Consider the following 19,524-nt stretch of genomic DNA (forward strand, 5'->3'; position numbering starts at 1 on the left):
GGCCGCCGGCCTGGCCGCGAGCCGCCTCAGTCGGCGGTGCGCTTCTTGAAGGTGCGGATGGCCAGCGGAGCCAAGGTGGCGGTCAGCAGCACGATCCAGCCGAGCGTGAACGGGATCGGGTGGTGCATCGGGAACGCCGCGCCCTCGGCGAGCTGGTAGTCGTTGCCCCAGAGCACGCGCACGGCCTGGGTCAGCGACGAGATCGGGTTCCACTCCGCGACGAACCGCAGCCAGGACGGCATGCCGTCGGTCGGCGCGAAGGTGTTGGCCAGGAAGGTGACCGGGAACATGGTGGCGAACATCACACCGTTGACCGCCTCGACCGAGCGCATGGCCGATCCCACCAGGATGCCCACCCAGATCATCGCGAAGGCCCAGCCCACCAGCAGGAGGTAGCCGAGCAGCGCCTCGAGGATGTTGGTGTGGATCCGCCAGCCGATCGCGAGCCCGGTCAGCGACATCACCACCAGCCCGATCGAGGAGTGCGCGACGCTGGAGAACGAGCGGCCCACCAGCACGGCGGCGGGATTGATCGGCAGCGACCGCATCCGGTCGACGATCCCCTTCTCCAGGTCGGCCGTGAGACCCACCGCGACGATGAAGGACGAGAAGGCCACGGTCTGGGCCATGATCCCGGGCAGCAGGAAGGCCTTGTAGCCGCCATCGATCGGGACGTCGATCGAGCTGCCGAAGACATAGGCGAAGAGCAGCACGAACATCACCGGCTGGATGGTGACGTCCATCAGCATCTCGGGCATGCGCTTGATGTGGATGAAGTTGCGACGCGCGATCGCCAGCGACTGGCCGAGCAGGCCGGTCTCGCGGATCTGCGGGCGTTCCAGGGTCGTCGTCATGAGACCAGTTCCTCGTCTGCGTCAGGGGCGGTGTCCTCGGCGCGGTGGCCGGTCAGGTGCAGGAAGACGTCGTCGAGGCTGGGGCGCTTGAGCCCGATGTCGTCGAGGACGATCGCACTCTCGTCGAAGAGCCCGGCGACCTTCGTCATGTGGCCCAGGCCCTCGGCGGGCGCGGTGAGCTGGCGAGCACCGGCGTCGACGTGCACCTCGCGCACGTGCGGGCGGATCAGCGCTTCGGCCCGCTCGAGGTCCCCGGCGTGCGACACGGTGACGACCTGGGCGGCGGCGCCGGACTGGTCCTTGAGCTGCAGCGGCGTGCCCTCGGCGATCACGGTGCCGCGGTCGATGACCACGATGTTGTCGGCCAGCTGGTCGGCCTCCTCGAGGTACTGCGTCGTCAGCAGCAGCGTCGTGCCGTCGGCGACGAGCTCGCGCAGCACCTCCCACAGCTCGACGCGCGAGCGCGGGTCGAGGCCGGTGGTCGGCTCGTCGAGGAAGAGCACCGGCGGCGTCGCGATCAGGCTGACCGCCAGGTCGAGGCGCCGGCGCATGCCGCCGGAGTAGGTCTTGGCGATGCGATCGCCCGCCTCGGCGAGCGAGAACCGCTCGAGCAGCTCGTCGCCGGCACGCTTGATGTAGCCCGCGTCGAGGCCGTAGAGCTGGCCGATGAGACGCAGGTTCTCCCGCCCGGTCAACAGCTCGTCGACCGTGGCCGCCTGGCCGGTCAGGCCCATGCTGCGGCGGACGGCGGCGGGATCGGTCAGGACGTCGTGGCCCGCCACCCGGGCGGTGCCGGAGGTGGGGGCGGTGAGGGTGGTCATCATGCGCACGGTCGTCGTCTTGCCGGCGCCGTTGGGGCCGAGCAGCCCGAGCACCGTGCCCTGGGGGACGACGAAGGAGACGCCGTCGACGGCGACGGTCTCGCCGAAATGCTTGACGAGGTTTTCGGCCTCGATCGCGTGGTGGGAAGTCATGCGCCAACCGTAGTCGTGACCACGGACAGGGCGCGTCCGGTTTGTTCTCGGTGCACTCCTAGACTCACGGCCGTGCCCGTCGAGTCCCACGCTGTGTCGTCCGCCAGCGAGCTGGCCGTCGACATCGACGGGCTGGTGATGGCGTACGGCGACAAGGTGGCCGTCGACGGACTGTCCATGCAGGTCGCCCGCGGGTCGATCACGGCGGTCCTCGGCCCCAACGGTGCCGGCAAGACCACCACCCTCGAGACGTGCGAGGGCTACCGCCGACCGCAGGCCGGGACCGTGCGCGTGCTCGGACTCGACCCCCACCGCCAACGGCGCGAGCTGCTCCCCCGCGTCGGCGTGATGCTCCAGTCCGGCGGTGCCTGGAGCGGCGTGCGCGCGATGGAGATGCTCGACCACGTCGCCGCCCTGCACGCCCACCCGCTCGACACCGCGATGCTGCACGACCGCCTCGGTCTGGCGGACTGCGGCCGGACCCCCTACCGGCGCCTCTCCGGCGGGCAGCAGCAGCGCCTGGGCCTGGCGATGGCGCTCGTCGGCCGTCCCGAGCTCGTCTTCGTCGACGAGCCGACCGCCGGCATGGACCCGCAGGCCCGGCGCACCACCTGGGAGCTGCTCGAGGAGGTGCGCCGCGACGGCGTCACCGTCGTGCTCACCACCCACCACATGGACGAGGCCGAGCACCTCGCCGACCAGATCCACATCATCGACCACGGCCGGCTGATCGCCTCGGGGTCACCGACCGAGCTCACGAGCGGCGGCCACACCGCCACGATCCGGCTCGTCGTCACCCGTCCCTTCCCCGAGGGCGCCCCGGAGTCGCTGGGTGCCGAGCTCGGCCCCCGGACGTCGGTCACCCAGCTCGACGCCCGGAGCATGCTCGTCACCGGCCCCGCCGACGGCAGCACGCTGCGGATCGTCTCGCAGTGGTGCGAGAGCCACGACGTCGTGCCGGAGTCGCTCGCGCTGGGACGCCAGACCCTCGAGGACGTGTTCTTGACGCTCACCGGACGCGAGCTGGCCGAATGAGCGCCCAGCTCGGCGGGTTCACCCCCGCCCCCGGTGCCGCTCCGTTCGCCCGGCAGGTCGCGACCCAGGCCCGCATGGAGGCGCGGCTGATGCTGCGCAACGGCGAGCAGCTGCTGCTCGCCATCGTGATCCCGGTGATCGTGCTCGTCGGCGGCGTCCTCGGCGCCGAGCGGCTCGGGCTCGACCTCGACGGACACCAGCCCGTCGACGTACTCGCTCCGGGCGTCCTCGCCCTCGCCGTCATGTCCACCGCGTTCACCTCGATCGCCATCGCCACCGGGTTCGAGCGTCGCTACGGCGTGATCAAGCGCCTCGGTGCCTCTCCCCTGCCGCGCTCCGGCCTCCTGCTCGGCAAGGTGCTGGCGCTGCTCAACGTCGTCGCCCTCCAGCTCGTCGTGCTGGTCGTGGTCGGCCTGCTGCTCGGCTGGCGGCCGTCGCTCGACAACCCGCCCGTGTCGATCGGCGCCACCATGCTCGCGGTCGCCGCCGGCACCTGGGCCTTCGCCTCGCTGGGCCTCCTCGTCGCCGGGCTGCTGCGGGCCGAGGCGACGCTGGCGCTCGCCAACCTCGTCTACCTCCTGCTGATGGTCGGGGGCGGGGTCGTCCTGCCCACCTCGTCGTACGGCGCCGCGTCGGCCGTCATCGGCTGGCTGCCCTCCGCCGCGCTGGGCGACGCGATGCGCGCCGCCCTCGTCGACGCTCGCCTGGACCTCACCGCCATCGTCATCCTCGTGGCGTGGGGAGTCCTCGGGACCCTGCTCACCGCCCGCACCTTCAAATGGGAATAGAGATGCCTGCACTGCACCGCTTCGCCTGGCCGCTGGCGATCGCCAACCTCGTGGCCAACATCGGCATCGTCGTCACCGGCGGTGCCGTGCGCCTGACCGACTCCGGGCTCGGCTGCCCGACCTGGCCGCGCTGCACGGAGGAGTCCTACGTGCCCCACGGTGCGCTCGGGATCCACGGCGCCATCGAGTTCGGCAACCGCATGCTGACGTGGGTGCTGGTCGCGGTCGCGATCGCCTCGTTCCTGTCCCTGTGGCGCAGCGACCGGGCGCGCGCGACGCGGCTGGCCGCGATCATCGCCATCGGCGTGCCGGCCCAGGGCATCGTCGGCGGCATCACCGTGCTGACGGACCTCAACCCCTGGATCGTGTCGCTGCACCTGCTGCTGTCGATGGCCATGATCGGTGTCTGCGTGCTGCTGCTCGACGAGCTGCGCGGCCCGGTCCGAGCGGCGAGCCCTCGCCTGCGTCGGCTCGCCTGGCTCGTCTTCGCCACGACCTGGGTGGTGCTCTACCTCGGCACGGTCGTGACGGGCAGCGGCCCGCACTCCGGTGACCTCGAGTCGCGCCGGACGGGCCTGGACCCCCAGGTCATGTCGCACGTGCACGCGGCCGCCGTCTACCTCCTGCTCGCCCTGACCTTCGGGCTGGTCCTGGTCGCCCAGCGCCGGGGCGCGACCCTGGTCCGCAACGCGGTGGGCGCACTGCTCGTGCTCGAGCTGGCCCAGGGCCTGCTCGGCTTCGTGCAGTACTTCACCGACCTGCCCGAGGTCCTCGTCGCCCTGCACATGCTCGGCGCCGCGCTGATCTCCGCGGCCGTCACCTGGGCCGTGCTGTCGACCGGTGCGCGTGCCTCAGCCGAAGAGCAGCGGGTCTAGCGCCACTGCCACGAAGAGCAGCGAGAGATACAGGTTGGACATGTGGAACAACCGCATGGGGTTGATCACGCTGAGCTCGTCGGAGGTCTTCGCGCGCTTCCACATGCGGTGGGCCTCCACCAGGAAGGCCACACCCAGCACCGCGGCCGCGACCGGGTAGAACAGGCTGGTGTCGGCGATCGGCCACAGCAGCAGTGACGTCGCCACCATGACGTAGGCGTAGAGGACGATCTGCCGCCCGACCTCCGGGGCCGGCCTGACGACCGGCAGCATCGGGACGTCGACGTTGGCATAGTCCTCGCGGTAGCGCAGAGCGAGTGCCCAGGTGTGCGGCGGAGTCCAGAAGAACACCACCAGGAACAGGATCACCGGCGTCCACGCCAGCGAGCCGGTCACGGCGGTCCAGCCGATCAGGGCCGGGAAGCAGCCCGCGAGACCACCCCAGACGATGTTCTGGGTGGTGCGGCGCTTGAGGACCATCGTGTAGACGAGGACGTAGAACGCGTTGGCCAGCACCGACAGCCCGGCGCTGAGCGGGTTGACCCACAGCGCCAGCACGACGGTCGAGAGCACCGCCAGCACGGTCGCGAAGACCAGCGCGGAGCGGGCGGTGACGATGTGGCGCGGCAGGGCGCGACGGCGGGTGCGACGCATCTGCTCGTCGATGTCGCGGTCGTAGACGCAGTTGTAGGCCGACGCGGACCCGGCCGACAGCGCGCCGCCCACGACGGTCGCGGCGACGAGCCCGAGCGGCGGGATCCCCCGCGCGGCGAAGAACATCACCGGCACGGTCGTCAGGAGCAGCAGCTCGATGACGCGCGGCTTCGTCAACCCGACATAGGCCGCGACGACGTCCTTGAACGAGGTGCGGTCGTCGGCGCCAGTGGCACCGGGATAGCCCGGGGTCGACTCTTCCGGGTCCCCGGAGGGCACAGCAGCCGAGGCCGGTTGGCCGACGTGGGACAAGGTGAAGACCTCAAGAGAAGGGGGATCAGTGCGGGGTCGAGTCTATCCCGCGACATGAGTAGGCTCGGCAGTGCCCGCTGCCTGACGAACCATAAGGAACATCGTGACCTCCTCGCTGCCCGAGCTGGACTGGACCGAACTCGACGCGAAGGCCGTGGACACGGCTCGTGTGCTGGCCATGGATGCCGTCCAGAAGGTCGGCAACGGCCACCCCGGCACGGCCATGAGCCTGGCGCCCGCGGCCTACCTCCTCTTTCACAAGGTGATGCGCCACAACCCGGCCGACCCGACGTGGCTGGGCCGCGACCGCTTCGTGCTCTCCTGCGGACACACCAGCATCACGCTCTACACCCAGCTCTTCCTCGGCGGCTTCGGCCTCGAGATCGAGGACCTCAAGTCATTGCGCACCTGGGGCTCGAAGACTCCGGGTCACCCCGAGGTCGGCCACACCGCCGGCGTCGAGACGACCACTGGCCCGCTCGGCCAGGGCGTCGCCAACGCGGTCGGTATGGCGATGGCCGCCCGTCGTGAGCGCGGGATGCTCGACGCGGACACCCCTGAGGCCGAGTCGCCCTTCGCCCGCAAGGTCTACGCGATCTGCTCCGACGGTGACATCGAGGAGGGCGTCTCCGGCGAGGCCTCGTCGCTGGCGGGCGTGCAGGAGCTCGGCAACCTCACGGTGATCTACGACCGCAACCGCATCTCGATCGAGGGCCACACCGACATCGCGCTCGGTGAGGACGTCGCCCAGCGCTACGAGGCCTACGGCTGGCACGTCCAGGTCGTCGACTGGACCAACGGCGGCACCGAGTACGTCGAGGACATCGACGCCCTCTATGCCGCGATCAAGGCGGCCGACGAGGTCACCGACCAGCCCAGCATGATCGTGCTCGACACGATCATCGCCTGGCCCGCCCCCAACGCCCAGAACACCGAGGCCGCCCACGGCAGCGCGCTCGGCGACGAGGAGGTCGCGGCCACCAAGGTGGTGCTGGGCTTCGACCCCGAGCAGAAGTTCGAGGTGCCCGAGGACGTGCTGGCCCACACCCGTGCGCTGCGTGAGCGCGGCACCGTGTGGGAGAAGGAGTGGAGCGAGAAGTTCGCTGCCTGGGCCTCCAGCCACGCGGAGGAGGCCGCCCTGCTCGAGCGGCTCCAGGACGGCGCCCTGCCCGAGGGCCTGGCCAAGGCGCTGCCGACGTTCCCGGCCGACGCCAAGGGTGTCGCCACGCGCTCGGCCAGCGGCAAGGTGATCAACGCGATCGCGCCGCTGATGCCCGAGCTGTGGGGCGGCTCGGCCGACCTGGCCGGCTCCAACAACACCACCATCACCGACGCCCCGTCGTTCCTGCCGGAGTCGCGCTCCACGGGCGAGTGGAAGGCCCACCCGCTGGCCGGCCGGGTGCTGCACTTCGGCATCCGCGAGCACGCCATGGGCTCGATCATGAACGGCATCACCCTCGGCGGCCTCACCCGCGTCTTCGGCGGCACGTTCTTGCAGTTCGCCGACTACATGCGCCCCGCCGTGCGCCTGGCGGCGCTGATGCAGATCCCCACCATCTACGTCTGGACGCACGATTCCGTCGGCCTCGGCGAGGACGGCCCGACCCACCAGCCGATCGAGCACCTCGCGGCCCTGCGCGCCATCCCCGGCCTCGACATCGTCCGTCCCGCGGACGGCAACGAGACCGCTGTCGCGTGGCACACCGTCCTCCAGCACACCGACCGCCCGGCCGGCCTGTGCCTCACCCGTCAGAACGTGCCGACCTTCCCGCGCGGCACCGACGGCTATGCCGACGCCTCCGGGGTGGCCAAGGGCGGCTACGTCCTGCTCGACGCCGAGGACGCCCAGCCCGACGTCGTCCTGATCGGCACCGGCTCCGAGGTGCAGCTCGCGATCGGTGCCCGCGACCTGCTGGCCGCCGACGGCATCAAGGCCCGCGTCGTCTCGATGCCGTGCATCGAGTGGTTCAACGAGCAGGAGCAGGCCTACCGCGACACGGTGCTGCCCCCGACCGTCAAGGCCCGGGTCAGTGTCGAGGCCGGCATCGCCCAGGGCTGGCGCGAGCTGGTCGGCGACGCCGGGCGCATCGTCTCCATCGAGCACTACGGCGCCAGCGCCGACTACCAGCGCATCTTCACCGAGTTCGGCGTGACCAGCGAGGCGGTCGCCCAGGCCGCCAAGGACAGCATCGAAGCCGCTGGCAAGTGACGTCCCAACCCACCAGTGAGAGGGAACAACCATGAGTGACCGCTTGAAGGCTCTCGCAGACGCAGGCGTCTCCATCTGGCTCGACGACCTGTCCCGCGAACGCATCGAGTCCGGCACCCTCGCCGAGCTCATCGCCTCCTCCTCGGTCGTCGGGGTGACCACCAACCCGTCGATCTTCGCCGCGGCCCTCAAGGACGGCGAACGCTACGACGCCGAGGTGCGCGACCTCGCCGGCTCCGGTGCCGACGTGGAGACCACCGTCTTCCAGCTGACGACCGGCGACGTACGGGCGGCCTGCGACATCTTCAAGCCGGTCTTCGACGCCTCCCACGGCGTCGACGGGAGGGTGTCCATCGAGGTCTCCCCCACCCTCGCCAACGACACCGACGCCACCACCGCCTCGGCCACGGACCTCTGGAAGGCGGTGGACCGGGACAACCTCCTGGTCAAGATCCCCGCCACTGACGCGGGTGGCCCCGCGATCACCGCCGCCCTGGCCGAGGGCATCAGCGTCAACGTGACGCTGATCTTCGGCCTGGGCCGCTACCGCGAGGTGATGGAGGCCTATCTCGCCGGCCTCGAGCAGGCCCGCGACAACGGTCACGACCTGGCCCGGATCCACTCGGTGGCGTCCTTCTTCGTCTCCCGTGTCGACACCGAGATCGACAAGCGGCTGGAGGCGATCGGCAGCGACGAGGCGCTCGCGCTGCGCGGCAAGGCCGGCGTGGCCAACGCCGTGCTCGCCTACCGCGACTACGAGGAGTTCTTCTCCGGCGACCGCTGGGCTGCCCTGGCTGACGCCGGCGCCAACTCCCAGCGCCCGCTGTGGGCCTCGACCGGGGTGAAGAACCCCGACTACCGCGACACCATGTACGTCACCGACCTGGTGGTGCCCAACACCGTCAACACCATGCCCGAGAAGACGATGCAGGCCTTCGCGGACCACGGCGAGGTGCTCGGCGACCAGGTCAGCACGAGCTACGACGAGGCCGCTGCCACCATGGAGTCCCTCGCCGCCGTGGGCATCGACTACGACGACGTGATCTCCGTGCTGGAGGCCGAGGGCGTCGACAAGTTCGTGACCTCGTGGAACGAGCTCCTCGACACCGTCCGCGGCCAGCTCGAGGCGGCCGGCGGACAGTCGTGACCGACCCGGCCGCGACCGCTCCGGTGGACGCGACTGCCACGGACGCGTGGTCACGGCTCAGCGAGCTGAGCCGTGACCACGCTCCCGACTTGCGGGCGTCCTTCGCGAAGGACCCCGACCGCGCCTCCCGGCTGACGTTCACCGCTGCCGACCTCCACGTCGACCTGTCGAAGAACCTCGTCGACGACGACGTCCTCGACGCGCTGCTCGCACTCGGCGCCGAGGTCGGGCTGACGCAGCGACGCGACGCCATGTTCGCGGGCGCCCACATCAACGTCACCGAGGACCGGGCCGTGCTGCACACCGCCCTGCGGGCCCCGAAGTCCTCGTCGCTGACGGTCGACGGCCAGGACGCGGTGGCCGACGTCCACGCCGTGCTGACGCGGGTCTACGCGTTCGCCGAGCGGGTGCGCTCCGGCGAGTGGACCGGCGTCACCGGGCAGCCGATCCGCACGGTGGTCAACATCGGGATCGGTGGCTCGGACCTGGGTCCCGTCATGGCCTACGAGGCGCTGGCGCCGTACGTCAAGGACGGGCTGGAGTGTCGCTTCATCAGCAACATCGATCCGACCGACGCCGCGTTGACACTGCAGGGTCTCGACCCCGCCAGCACGCTCTTCATCGTCTCCAGCAAGTCCTTCTCGACCCTGGAGACGCTGACCAACGCGCGGCTGTGCAGGGCCTGGCTGCTCGACGCCCTGCCGGATGCCGATCCGGTCGACGCCGTCGCCCAGCACTTCGTGGCGGTCTCCACGGCGCTCGACAAGGTCGCCGACTTCGGCATCGATCCCGACAACGCCTTCGGGTTCTGGGACTGGGTCGGCGGCCGCTACTCGCTCGACTCCGCGATCGGCACCTCCCTGGTGATCGCGCTCGGACCGGGACGGTTCGCGGAGTTCCTGGCGGGCTTCCACGCGATGGACGAGCACTTCCGCACGACCGAGCTGTCGAGCAACGTGCCGGCCCTGATGGGGCTGATCAACATCTGGCACCACAACTTCCTCGGTGCCGCGACGCACGCCGTGCTCCCCTACTCCCAGCTGCTGCACCGGTTCCCTGCCTATCTCCAGCAGCTCACCATGGAGTCCAACGGCAAGAGCGTCCGCTGGGACGGCTCGCCGGTCAGCACGCAGACGGGCGAGGTCTTCTGGGGCGAGCCCGGCACCAACGGGCAGCACGCCTTCTACCAGCTGATCCACCAGGGCACCCAGCTCGTCCCGGCCGACTTCATCGCGTTCGCCAACCCCGCCCATCCCCTCACCGACGCCGTGGACGGGCGCAGCGTGGACGTCCACGAGCTGTTGCTGGCCAACTTCTTCGCCCAGACCAAGGCGCTGGCCTTCGGCAAGACCGCCGACGAGGTGCGCGCCGAGGGGACCGAGGAGGACGTCGTGGCCGCGCGCGTCTTCCCCGGCAACCGGCCGACGACCTCGATCATGGCGCCGGCGCTGACACCGGGCGTGCTCGGCCAGCTGATCGCCCTCTACGAGCATCTCACCTTCGTCCAAGGGGTCGTGTGGGGCATCGACAGCTTCGACCAGTGGGGCGTCGAGCTGGGCAAGCAGCTGGCGCAGGAGCTCGCTCCCGCGGTCGGTGGGGACGTCGCCGTACTCGATGAACAGGACGCCTCGACGAAGGCGCTCATCACCTACTACCGGGAGCGACGCCTGTGAGCACGACCCGTCCGGCCATGGCCAACCCGCTGCGCGACCCCCAGGACCGCCGGCTGCCGCGCATCGCGGGGCCGTGCGGTCTCGTGCTCTTCGGGGTCACCGGTGACTTGTCGCGCAAGAAGGTGATGCCCGCGATCTACGACCTGGCCAACCGCGGCCTGCTGCCGCCGGGGTTCAGCCTCGTCGGGTTCGCGCGGCGTGACTGGGCCGACCAGGACTTCGCGCAGATCGTCCACGACGCCGTGAAGGAGCACGCCCGCACCCCGTTCCGCGAGGAGGTGTGGCGCCAGCTCTCCGAGGGATTCCGGTTCGTGCCCGGCGACTTCGACGACGACGTCGCCTTCGACCACCTGCGGCGCACCGTCGAGGAGCTCGACCAGCTGCGCGGCACCGGCGGCAACATGGCGTTCTACCTCGCAATCCCGCCCGCCTTCTTCGGCACCGTGGTCGGGCAGCTGAAGGAGCACGGCCTCGCCGACGGCACCCCCGAGCAGTGGCGGCGCGTCGTGGTGGAGAAGCCCTTCGGCCACGACCTGACGTCCGCGCGCGAGCTCAACGACGTGCTGGCCGGGGTCTTCGAGCCCGACGAGATCTTCCGGATCGACCACTACCTCGGCAAGGAGACGGTCCAGAACATCCTGGCGATGCGCTTCGCCAACAACATGTTCGAGCCGATCTGGAACTCCCACTACGTCGACCACGTGCAGATCACCATGGCCGAGGACATCGGCATCGGCGGCCGGGCCGGCTACTACGACGGCATCGGCGCCGCCCGCGACGTGATCCAGAACCACCTCCTCCAGCTGATGGCGCTGGTCGCCATGGAGGAGCCGATCGCCTTCGACGCCGAGAGCCTGCGGATCGAGAAGCAGAAGGTGCTCGCGTCCGCCGTGCTCCCCCGACGACTCGACACCACCACCGCGCGCGGGCAGTACACCACCGGCTGGCAGGGCGGCGAGAAGGTGATCGGCTTCCTCGAGGAGGACGGGATCAAGAAGACCTCCGCGACCGAGACCTTCGCCGCCATCACGGTCAACATCGAGACGCGACGTTGGGCCGACGTGCCGTTCTACCTGCGGACCGGGAAGCGGCTCGGCCGGCGGGTCACCGAGGTGGCCGTCGTGTTCAAGCGCGCGCCACACCTGCCGTTCAACTCCACCGCCACCGAGGAGCTCACGCAGAACGCGCTGGTGATCCGGGTCCAGCCCGACGAGGGCCTGACCATGCGGTTCGGCTCCAAGGTGCCGGGCACCGCGATGGAGATCCGCGACGTGAACATGGACTTCGCGTACGGCGGTTCCTTCACCGAGGCCAGCGCAGAAGCCTACGAGCGGCTGATCCTCGACGTGCTCCTCGGCGACCCGCCACTGTTCCCGCAGCACGAGGAGGTCGAGCTCTCGTGGAAGCTGCTCGACCCGGTGATCAACCACTGGGCCCGCAAGGGCACCCCCGAGCCCTACGACTCGGGCACCTGGGGACCGGCGTCCGCCGACGCCATGCTCGCCCGCACCGGACGCGTCTGGAGGAGGCCCTGAGATGATCGAGCTCACCGACACCACCTCGTCGAAGATCGCCGCGGAGTTCGTGCGCTCACGCACCCGCTCCGGCAGCCCCGCCATGGGCATGGTGATGACGCTGATCATCGTCACCCCCGACGAGGACGCCGTCGAGGCGATGAAGGCCGCCCAGCGTGCGTCGCGCGAGCACCCCTCGCGGGTGCTGGCCGTCATCCTCGGCGACGCCCGCGGCGCCGCCCAGGTCAACGCGCAGGTCGGCAGCGGTGACGGCTGGGGCGGCGAGACGGCACTGATCCGGCTCAAGGGCGAGGTGGTCAAGCACGCCGAGTCGGTGGTGCTGCCGCTGCTGCTCCCCGACTCCCCCGTCGCCATCTGGTGGCCGACCTCGCCTCCCGCCGATCCGGCCAACGACCCGCTCGGGGCGCTCGCGAAGCGCCGGATCACCGACTCCGCAGGCGTCGTGCGTGGCAAGTCCACGGCGATGCTGGCGCAGTGCCGGGCCTACGCCCCGGGCAACACCGACCTGTCCTGGACCAGGCTCACGCCGTGGCGTGCGCTGCTGGCGGCCGCCCTCGACCAGCACCCGCTCAAGGTCGTCGGCGCCTCCGTCACCGCCGAGCGCATCAGCCCCAGCGCCGACCTGCTCGTCGCGTGGCTGGCCGACCGGCTCAAGGTCGACGTCCGGCGCCACACCTCCGACGGCCCGGGCATCACCGAGGTCACCATGGACACCCGGGAGGGCCCCATCACGATCTCGCGGGGCGACGGCCGGCTCGCGACGTTCTCCTCGCCCAACCGTCCCGACCGACCGGTCGCGCTCAAGCGCCGCGAGGTGCCGGCCCTGCTGGCCGAGGAGCTGCGGCGCCTCGACGAGGACGACATCTACGCGCGTACGGCGCACCGGCTGGTCGCCCTGCACCAGCCCACTGCCAAGGACCCCTCGTGACGTCTGACCGCCCGGCCGCCGAGGTCGTCGTCCACGAGGACGCGTCCACCCTCGCGGGGGACGTCGCCTCCCGACTGCTGTCGCGGCTGGAGGAGGAGCAGGCCCGTGGTGAGGTGCCGCAGATCGGACTGACCGGCGGAACCATCGCCGACGCCATCCACATTGAGGTCGCCCGCCGCGCGCCCGACTCTTCGGTCGACTGGTCGAAGGTCGTCTTCTGGTGGGGTGACGAGCGGTTCGTGCCGTCGACGTCGGAGGATCGCAACGCCCGCCAGGCGCGCACCGCCCTGCTCGACCAGCTCCTGCGCGCCGACCCACCGCTGGACCCGGCCAACGTCCACGAGGTCCCTGCAGCCGACGAGGTCGAGGCGGTCGAGGACGCGGCAGCCGCCTACTCGACGGCGCTGCGCACCCACGGCGGTGACAGCTTGTCGGTGCTGATGCTCGGCGTCGGACCGGACGGCCACATTGCCTCTCTCTTCCCCCGTCACCCCGCTCTCGACACCAGCGACGGGATCGCGGTGGCGGTGCACGATTCGCCGAAGCCACCGCCGCTGCGCGTGAGCCTCACCTTCGATGCCCTGGCTCGCGCCACCTCGGGGTGGTTCCTGGTCAGTGGCGCGGAGAAGGCCGCAGCTGTCGCGGCCGCGGTCATGGAGCCCGAGATCGCCGGCGGCGATCGCCGTGAGATCCCCGCTCGCGGCGTGCTCGGGACCTCCGAGACCCTTTGGCTCCTCGACGCAGCGGCGGCGAGCGAGCTCTCCTGAGCTCTCGTCCTGGCCCGATGGAGGGCCAGTGGCCCACCTCGCCAGCCTGCCTGCCCGCAGGCAGGCAGGACCTCCGCCGTGGCCTGTGGACAGCGCGACGCACTCAGCGGCTGATCCTGCTTCGCTGGCGGCATGGCACAGCTCTCGCACGACCGTCTCGAGCCCATGTTTCGTGACCGCAGCCTCAACAGGGCAGAGATCGCGACCGACCTGGCCATCCCGCTCCTCGCGGAGCATGGCTGGTCCGGTGACCTCAGCCCTCGGGCAGGGAGCCGGCTGCGCGGTGGACGGTCGAGCGGTGGAGCAGACTGACAATTGATCCGTCAGAAGATGATGTCGCCAGACTTGCGACGCGAGCGCAGGAGCTGGATCGCCTCGTCGAGGATGTCGGCCGCCTCGGTCTCGGAGCGGCGCTCCTTCACGTAGGCGAGGTGCGTCTTGTAGGGCTCGATCTTCGGCGCCGGCGGCGGGTTGTCGGAGTCCATGCTGGCGGGGAGCCCGCACTTGGGGCAGTCCCACGACTCGGGCGCGGTGGCCTCGACGGCGAACGTCACCACGGAGCGGTGCTCGTGCGAGCAGAAGTAGGTGACGGCCTGACGCGGGGCGGCTTCGCCTCGCTCTGCCTCGCCCATCGGACCAGCGCCGACCCGGCTGCCCCGGATCGCGTTTCCTCCACCAGCCACGTGTGTCTCTTTCTCTCAGGTCCCCGTCGGCGAATCACGTACTACGAACGAACATGTGACCCAGTCGAGTCAGGAGCCGGCGTAGGCCTTCAGCAGTCCGAGCGCGATGACGCACGCGGCCCAGATGACTCCCATACCGATGGTGAAGCGGTCGAGGTTGCGTTCGGCAACCGACGACCCACCCAAGGAGCTGGAGACGCCGCCCCCGAACATGTCGGAGAGGCCACCTCCGCGCCCCTTGTGAAGGAGGACGAGCAGGATCATGACAGAGCTCGTCGCAACGAGAAGGATGGTGAAGAGCAGTTCCACGAGCCGAAGCCTACGTCACGCCTGCACGGTCACTGGACCGGCCCGCCGAAGTGGCGCAGGTTCACAGGGTCGGAAGGTCGTAGAAGCGGCAGATCCCGCCGAACTCGTCGACCTGGAGGCTCGCTCCACCGACCAGGGCGCCGTCGACATCGGCCTTCTCCATGATCCCGGCGACGTTGGACGCCTTCACCGAACCGCCGTACAGGACCCGAACGCCGTCAGCCGCCGCGTCACCGTGGACCTCGCGGATGCGCTCGCGGATCGCGCCGCAGACCTCCTGCGCGTCGTCGGGGGTGGCGACCTCGCCGGTGCCGATGGCCCAGACGGGCTCGTAGGCGACCACGAGACCGGCGACCTGCTCGGCCGAGAAGCCGGCCAGCGAGCCGTCGACCTGCGCGAGCGTGTGGGCGACCTGGTTGCCCGCCTGGCGGACGTCGAGGCCCTCACCGACACACACGATCGGGGTCATGCCCGCAGCGAGCGCCTTGTGCGCCTTCGCGTTGACGACCTCGTCGGTCTCGGCGTGGTACTCGCGGCGCTCGGAGTGGCCCACGACGACGTAGGAGCAGCCCAGCTTGGCCAGCATCGACGCCGACACCTCGCCGGTGTAGGCACCGCTGTCCTGCGCCGAGACGTCCTGTGCGGCGTACTTGATCGAGAGCCGGTCACCGTCGACGAGCGTCTGCACGGAGCGCAGGTCGGTGAACGGCGGGACGACGACGACCTCGACCTTGCCGTAGTCGTGCCGCTTGTCCGAGAGCGTCCACGCGAGCTTCTGGACCAGCACCACCGCTTCCTGGTGGTTGAGGTTCATCTTCCAGTTGCCAGCCATCAGCGGGGTGCGGGCGTTGCCAGTCATGGGTCAGTGCCTTTCAAGGACAGCGATGCCGGGCAGTTCCTTGCCCTCGAGGTATTCCAGTGAAGCGCCACCGCCGGTGGAGATGTGGCCGAACGCGGCCTCGTCGAAACCGAGCTGACGCACGGCAGCGGCCGAGTCGCCACCGCCGACGACCGAGAGGCCGTCGATCGTGGTGAGCGCACCTGCGACGGCGCGGGTGCCGCCGGCGAAGGCGTCCACCTCGAACACGCCCATCGGGCCGTTCCAGAACACGGTCTTCGCGTCACCCAGCGCCGCGGCGAAGGCCGCCGCGGACTCCGGGCCGATGTCGAGGCCGAGGGCGTCCGCCGGGATGGCGTCGGCCGCGACGACGCGGGCCGAGGCCTCGTCGCCGAAGCTGTCCGCGACCACGATGTCGGTCGGCAGCACGATCTCGACGCCGCGCTCGGCGGCCTCGGTGAGGTAGCGCCGGCAGATGTCGAGCTGGTCGTCCTCGAGGAGGCTCTTGCCCACCTCGTGGCCCTGGGCCTTGAGGAACGTGAAGACCATGCCGCCACCGATCAGCAGCTTGTCGGCCTTCTCGAGCAGGTTGTCGATCACACCGAGCTTGTCGGAGACCTTCGAGCCGCCGAGGACGACGACATAGGGCCGGGCCGGGTCGATCGTGAGCCGACGCAGCACGTCGATCTCCGTGGCGACCAGGCCGCCCATGGCCGACGGCAGCCGCAGGGCGACGTCGTAGACGCTGGCCTGCTTGCGGTGCACGACGCCGAACCCGTCGGAGACGAACGCGTCGGCGAGCTGGGCGAGCTGGCCGGCGAACGACGCGCGCACGTCGTCGTCCTTGCTCGTCTCGCCCTCGTTGAAGCGCACGTTCTCGAGTACGGCGACGTCCCCGTCGGCGAGGGCAGCGACCGTCTCGGAGGCGCTCTCCCCGACGGTGTCCGTCGCGAACGCGACCTCGCGACCCAGCAGCTCGCCCAAGCGGGCGGCCACGGGGGCCAGCGAGAACGCCGGGTCCGGCGCGCCGTCGGGACGACCCAGGTGGGCCGTCACGACGACGCGGGCACCCGCATCGCTGAGCTGCTTGATCGTCGGCACGCTGGCGCGGATCCGACCGTCGTCGGTGATGGCTGTCGTGCCGTCGACCTGTTCCAGGGGCACGTTCAGGTCCGAGCGGACCAGGACGCGCTTGCCGGTGAGGTCACCCAGCGATGCGATGTCTGACATCGAGGTCAGAGGGTCTCGCCGACCAGGCCGATGAGGTCGACCAGGCGGTTGGAGTAGCCCCACTCGTTGTCGTACCAGCCGACGACCTTGACCTGGTTGCCGATGACCTTGGTCAGCGGCGCGTCGAAGATGCACGACGCCGGGTCGGTGACGATGTCGGAGGAGACGATCGGGTCGGTGGAGTACTTGAGGAAGCGGCCGTCGGCAGCCTTCTCGATGATCGCGTTGACCTCCTCGACCGTGGTCTCGCGACCGGCCTCGAACGTGAGGTCCGTGGCCGAGCCGGTCGGCACCGGGACGCGGATGGCGTAGCCGTCGAGCTTGCCCTTGAGCTCGGGCAGCACCAGGCCGATGGCCTTGGCGGCACCGGTCGAGGTGGGGACCAGGTTGATCGCGGCCGCGCGGGCACGGCGCAGGTCCGAGTGGATGTTGTCCTGGAGGTTCTGGTCGGCGGTGTAGGCGTGGATGGTCGTCATCAGGCCCTTGACGATGCCGAGGTCGTCGTTGAGCGCCTTGGCCATCGGACCGAGGCAGTTGGTCGTGCACGACGCGTTGGAGATCACGTGGTGGACGGCGCCGTCGTAGTCGGTGTGGTTGACACCCATCACGATCGTGATGTCCTCGTTGGAGGCGGGCGCGGAGATGATGACCTTCTTGGCGCCGGCGTCGATGTGCGCCTTGGCCTTGGTGGCGTCGGTGAAGAAGCCGGTCGACTCGACGACGACGTCCACGTCGAGGTCGCCCCACTTGAGGTTGGCCGGGTCACGCTCGGCGAACGCGGCGATGGTCTGGTCGCCGACCTTGATCGAGGTCGCGTCGCTCGACACGTCGGCGTCGAGGCGCCCGAGGATCGAGTCGTACTTGAGGAGGTGCGCGAGGACCGCGTTGTCGGTCAGGTCGTTGACGCCGACGATCTCGATGTCGGCTCCCGAGGCACGGACGGCCCGGAAGAAGTTGCGGCCGATCCGGCCGAATCCGTTGATACCTACGCGCACAGTCACTGAGGACTCCTTCAGTCGAAGAGTGTGAGTGGGACACCCGATCGGGTGTCCGACGACCCAGCGACCCTATCGCGGCGCGGACATGCCCCTGCGCTCGCGTTCGGGGTACGTGCAGGTAACCGTGCTCACACCTCGTCGGCGAGCATCTCCGGCGTCAGGGAGGACTCGGTGTCGGGAATGCCGAGCTCCTCGGCCCGCTTGTCCGCCATCGCGAGCAGCCGGCGGATGCGACCAGCGATCGCGTCCTTGGTCAGGACGGGCTCGTGCAGCTGGCCGAGCTCCTCGAGGGAGGCGTTCTTGTGCTCCAGGCGCAGGTAGCCGGCGAGCTTGAGGTGGTCGGGGACCTCCTCGGCGAGGATCTCCAGGGCCCGCTCGACGCGGGCGCCGGCGGCGACCGCCGCACGAGCCGAGCGCCGGAGGTTGGCGTCGTCGAAGTTGGCGAGGCGGTTGGCGGTGGCACGCACCTCGCGGCGCATGCGCCGCTCCTCCCAGGCCATCAGGGACTCGTGGGCACCGAGGCGGGTCAGGAGGGCGCCGATGGCGTCGCCGTCGCGGATGACGACCCGGTCGACACCACGCACCTCGCGAGCCTTGGCGGAGATGCCGAGCCGGCGGGCGACGCCGACGATCGCGAGGGCGGCTTCCGGGCCGGGGCAGGTGATCTCGAGCGAGGACGAGCGGCCGGGCTCGGTCAGCGAGCCGTGGGCGAGGAACGCCCCGCGCCACGCGGCGACGGCGTCACAGCCGCCACCGGAGACGACGGCGGGGGGGAGACCCCGGACGGGCCGGCCGCGGCCGTCGAGCAGGCCGGTCTGGCGGGCCAGCGCCTCGCCGTCCTTGATGACGCGGACGATGTAGCGGCTGCCCTTGCGGATGCCCTGTCCCTGCACGACCACGACGTCGGACTGGTGGCCGTAGACCTCGGCGATGTCCTTGCGGAGTCGGCGCGCACCGGCACCGGTGTCGAGCTCGGCTTCCACCACGATCCGCCCGCTGACGATGTGGAGGCCGCCGGCGAAGCGCAGCATGGAGGCCACTTCGGCCTTCCGACAGCAAGTTTTCGTGATCTGGGTGTTGGCCAGCTCTGCCTTCACCTGTGCCGTCATCGCCATGGGTCAGATCCTGCCACGAGCGTCAATCACCCGGGACCACGATGCCGTTCATGATGCGCTCGAACGCGACCGCCAGCTTGTCGTCGTCGTGCCGGTCGGTGGTGCCGTCGGCCGCGAGGTCGGCGATGACCAGGCTGGCACCGGAGGACGAGACCAGCCGGTCGAGCTCCTCCGGGTGCCCGACGCTGCGCACGTCGGCGAGCACGGTGTGGATCTTGAGGTCGGGCGCGTGCTCGAACAGTGCGGCGAGGTGGTCCTCCGGGAGGTAGCCCGGTGTCTCCCCCTCCTGGGGCTCGAGGTTGAGCACGACGATCAGCCCACCGGCCGTGTCGATGAGGGCCTGGCGCAGCGAAGGCACCATCAGGTGCGGGATCACCGAGGTGAACCACGATCCGGGCCCGAGCACGACCCAGTCGGCGCCCAGGACGGCCTCGACCGCCTCGGCACACGCCTGCGGATCAGGCGGGTCCAGCGCCACGGAGACGATCTGGCCCTGCGTCGTGGCGACCTCCACCTGGCCGCGCACCTGGGTGGTGCGATCCGCATCGGCGGGGTCCAGCCCGCGCACCTGGGCGGTCATGTCGATCGGGGTCACCGCCA

At 70.3% G+C, this 19,524-nt stretch carries 19 protein-coding genes; 9 read left to right on the plus strand and 10 right to left on the minus strand.

Features of this window, described 5'->3' with window-relative positions; all coding sequences use genetic code 11:
- Positions 1 to 26: 26 nt before the first annotated feature.
- Positions 27 to 854, minus strand: coding sequence for an ABC transporter permease (locus CF8_RS10195; RefSeq protein WP_010833035.1), 828 nt, complete (start codon positions 852 to 854; stop codon positions 27 to 29).
- Positions 851 to 1,828 (minus strand): daunorubicin resistance protein DrrA family ABC transporter ATP-binding protein, encoded by a 978-nt coding sequence (locus tag CF8_RS10200; protein ID WP_010833036.1) that lies wholly within the window; start codon positions 1,826 to 1,828, stop codon positions 851 to 853. Before CF8_RS10200 ends, CF8_RS10195 begins: the two co-directional genes overlap by 4 nt.
- A gap of 72 nt (positions 1,829 to 1,900) precedes the next feature.
- Here CF8_RS10200 and CF8_RS10205 point away from each other — a divergent pair, with 72 nt between their 5' ends.
- From CF8_RS10205 to CF8_RS10215, 3 genes are read left to right on the plus strand one after another with little or no spacing between them, the layout of a single operon-like run.
- A complete protein-coding gene (locus CF8_RS10205; protein ID WP_232211608.1) occupies positions 1,901 to 2,863 on the plus strand; it encodes an ABC transporter ATP-binding protein in 963 nt (320 codons plus the stop codon).
- Complete coding sequence (locus CF8_RS10210; protein ID WP_010833038.1) at positions 2,860 to 3,651, plus strand: ABC transporter permease; 792 nt, start codon at positions 2,860 to 2,862, stop codon at positions 3,649 to 3,651. The genes CF8_RS10205 and CF8_RS10210 overlap by 4 nt, the downstream gene beginning before the upstream one ends.
- 2 nt (positions 3,652 to 3,653) lie before the next feature.
- Complete coding sequence (locus CF8_RS10215) at positions 3,654 to 4,526, plus strand: COX15/CtaA family protein (RefSeq protein WP_010833039.1); 873 nt, start codon at positions 3,654 to 3,656, stop codon at positions 4,524 to 4,526.
- On the opposite strand, the gene CF8_RS10220 is transcribed toward CF8_RS10215, so the two are convergent.
- On the minus strand, positions 4,503 to 5,492 hold the full coding sequence (locus tag CF8_RS10220; RefSeq protein ID WP_408635538.1) for a heme o synthase: 990 nt from the start codon (positions 5,490 to 5,492) through the stop codon (positions 4,503 to 4,505). The two genes, CF8_RS10215 and CF8_RS10220, sit on opposite strands and share 24 nt — an antisense overlap.
- 100 nt (positions 5,493 to 5,592) lie before the next feature.
- On the opposite strand from CF8_RS10220, the gene tkt reads away from it, so the two are divergent.
- Genes tkt through pgl form a run of 6 tightly spaced genes read left to right on the plus strand, consistent with a single transcriptional unit; the run spans position 5,593 to position 13,751 of the window.
- Positions 5,593 to 7,701: a transketolase gene (gene tkt, locus CF8_RS10225; protein ID WP_198017023.1), complete on the plus strand. Its 2,109-nt coding sequence runs from the start codon at positions 5,593 to 5,595 to the stop codon at positions 7,699 to 7,701.
- 31 nt (positions 7,702 to 7,732) lie between these two features.
- A complete protein-coding gene (tal, locus tag CF8_RS10230) occupies positions 7,733 to 8,848 on the plus strand; it encodes a transaldolase (RefSeq protein ID WP_010833042.1) in 1,116 nt (371 codons plus the stop codon).
- On the plus strand, positions 8,845 to 10,521 hold the full coding sequence (gene pgi / locus CF8_RS10235; protein ID WP_010833043.1) for a glucose-6-phosphate isomerase: 1,677 nt from the start codon (positions 8,845 to 8,847) through the stop codon (positions 10,519 to 10,521). Before tal ends, pgi begins: the two co-directional genes overlap by 4 nt.
- Positions 10,522 to 10,538: 17 nt before the next feature.
- Entirely contained in the window at positions 10,539 to 12,056 is a 1,518-nt protein-coding gene (gene zwf, locus CF8_RS10240) for a glucose-6-phosphate dehydrogenase (protein WP_010833044.1), read from the plus strand.
- Position 12,057: 1 nt separating this feature from the next.
- Positions 12,058 to 12,984 (plus strand): glucose-6-phosphate dehydrogenase assembly protein OpcA, encoded by a 927-nt coding sequence (locus CF8_RS10245; RefSeq protein ID WP_010833045.1) that lies wholly within the window; start codon positions 12,058 to 12,060, stop codon positions 12,982 to 12,984.
- Complete coding sequence (gene pgl / locus CF8_RS10250) at positions 12,981 to 13,751, plus strand: 6-phosphogluconolactonase (protein ID WP_010833046.1); 771 nt, start codon at positions 12,981 to 12,983, stop codon at positions 13,749 to 13,751. Before CF8_RS10245 ends, pgl begins: the two co-directional genes overlap by 4 nt.
- Positions 13,752 to 14,074: 323 nt before the next feature.
- Here the strand turns inward: pgl and CF8_RS10255 are convergent, their stop codons facing one another.
- From CF8_RS10255 to CF8_RS21530, 7 genes are all read right to left on the minus strand, one after another.
- Positions 14,075 to 14,434, minus strand: coding sequence for an RNA polymerase-binding protein RbpA (locus CF8_RS10255; protein ID WP_010833047.1), 360 nt, complete (start codon positions 14,432 to 14,434; stop codon positions 14,075 to 14,077).
- Between the two features lie 69 nt (positions 14,435 to 14,503).
- The gene (secG, locus tag CF8_RS10260) at positions 14,504 to 14,743 is read right to left on the minus strand and encodes a preprotein translocase subunit SecG (RefSeq protein ID WP_010833048.1); all 240 of its coding nucleotides are present in this window, start codon (positions 14,741 to 14,743) and stop codon (positions 14,504 to 14,506) included.
- Positions 14,744 to 14,804: 61 nt separating this feature from the next.
- A complete protein-coding gene (gene tpiA, locus CF8_RS10265) occupies positions 14,805 to 15,602 on the minus strand; it encodes a triose-phosphate isomerase (protein ID WP_010833049.1) in 798 nt (265 codons plus the stop codon).
- Between the two features lie 3 nt (positions 15,603 to 15,605).
- Positions 15,606 to 16,811, minus strand: a complete 1,206-nt coding sequence (locus CF8_RS10270) for a phosphoglycerate kinase (protein WP_010833050.1) — start codon at positions 16,809 to 16,811, stop codon at positions 15,606 to 15,608.
- A 5-nt stretch (positions 16,812 to 16,816) separates the two neighbouring features.
- Positions 16,817 to 17,812, minus strand: a complete 996-nt coding sequence (gap, locus tag CF8_RS10275; protein ID WP_036490711.1) for a type I glyceraldehyde-3-phosphate dehydrogenase — start codon at positions 17,810 to 17,812, stop codon at positions 16,817 to 16,819.
- Between the two features lie 125 nt (positions 17,813 to 17,937).
- A complete protein-coding gene (whiA, locus tag CF8_RS10280) occupies positions 17,938 to 18,924 on the minus strand; it encodes a DNA-binding protein WhiA (protein ID WP_010833052.1) in 987 nt (328 codons plus the stop codon).
- 22 nt (positions 18,925 to 18,946) lie between these two features.
- A partial coding sequence (locus CF8_RS21530; RefSeq protein ID WP_010833053.1) for a gluconeogenesis factor YvcK family protein occupies positions 18,947 to 19,524 on the minus strand: 578 nt, incomplete at its 5' end.

Source organism: Nocardioides sp. CF8, from assembly GCF_000389985.1.
GTDB classification, from domain to species: domain Bacteria; phylum Actinomycetota; class Actinomycetes; order Propionibacteriales; family Nocardioidaceae; genus Nocardioides; species Nocardioides allogilvus.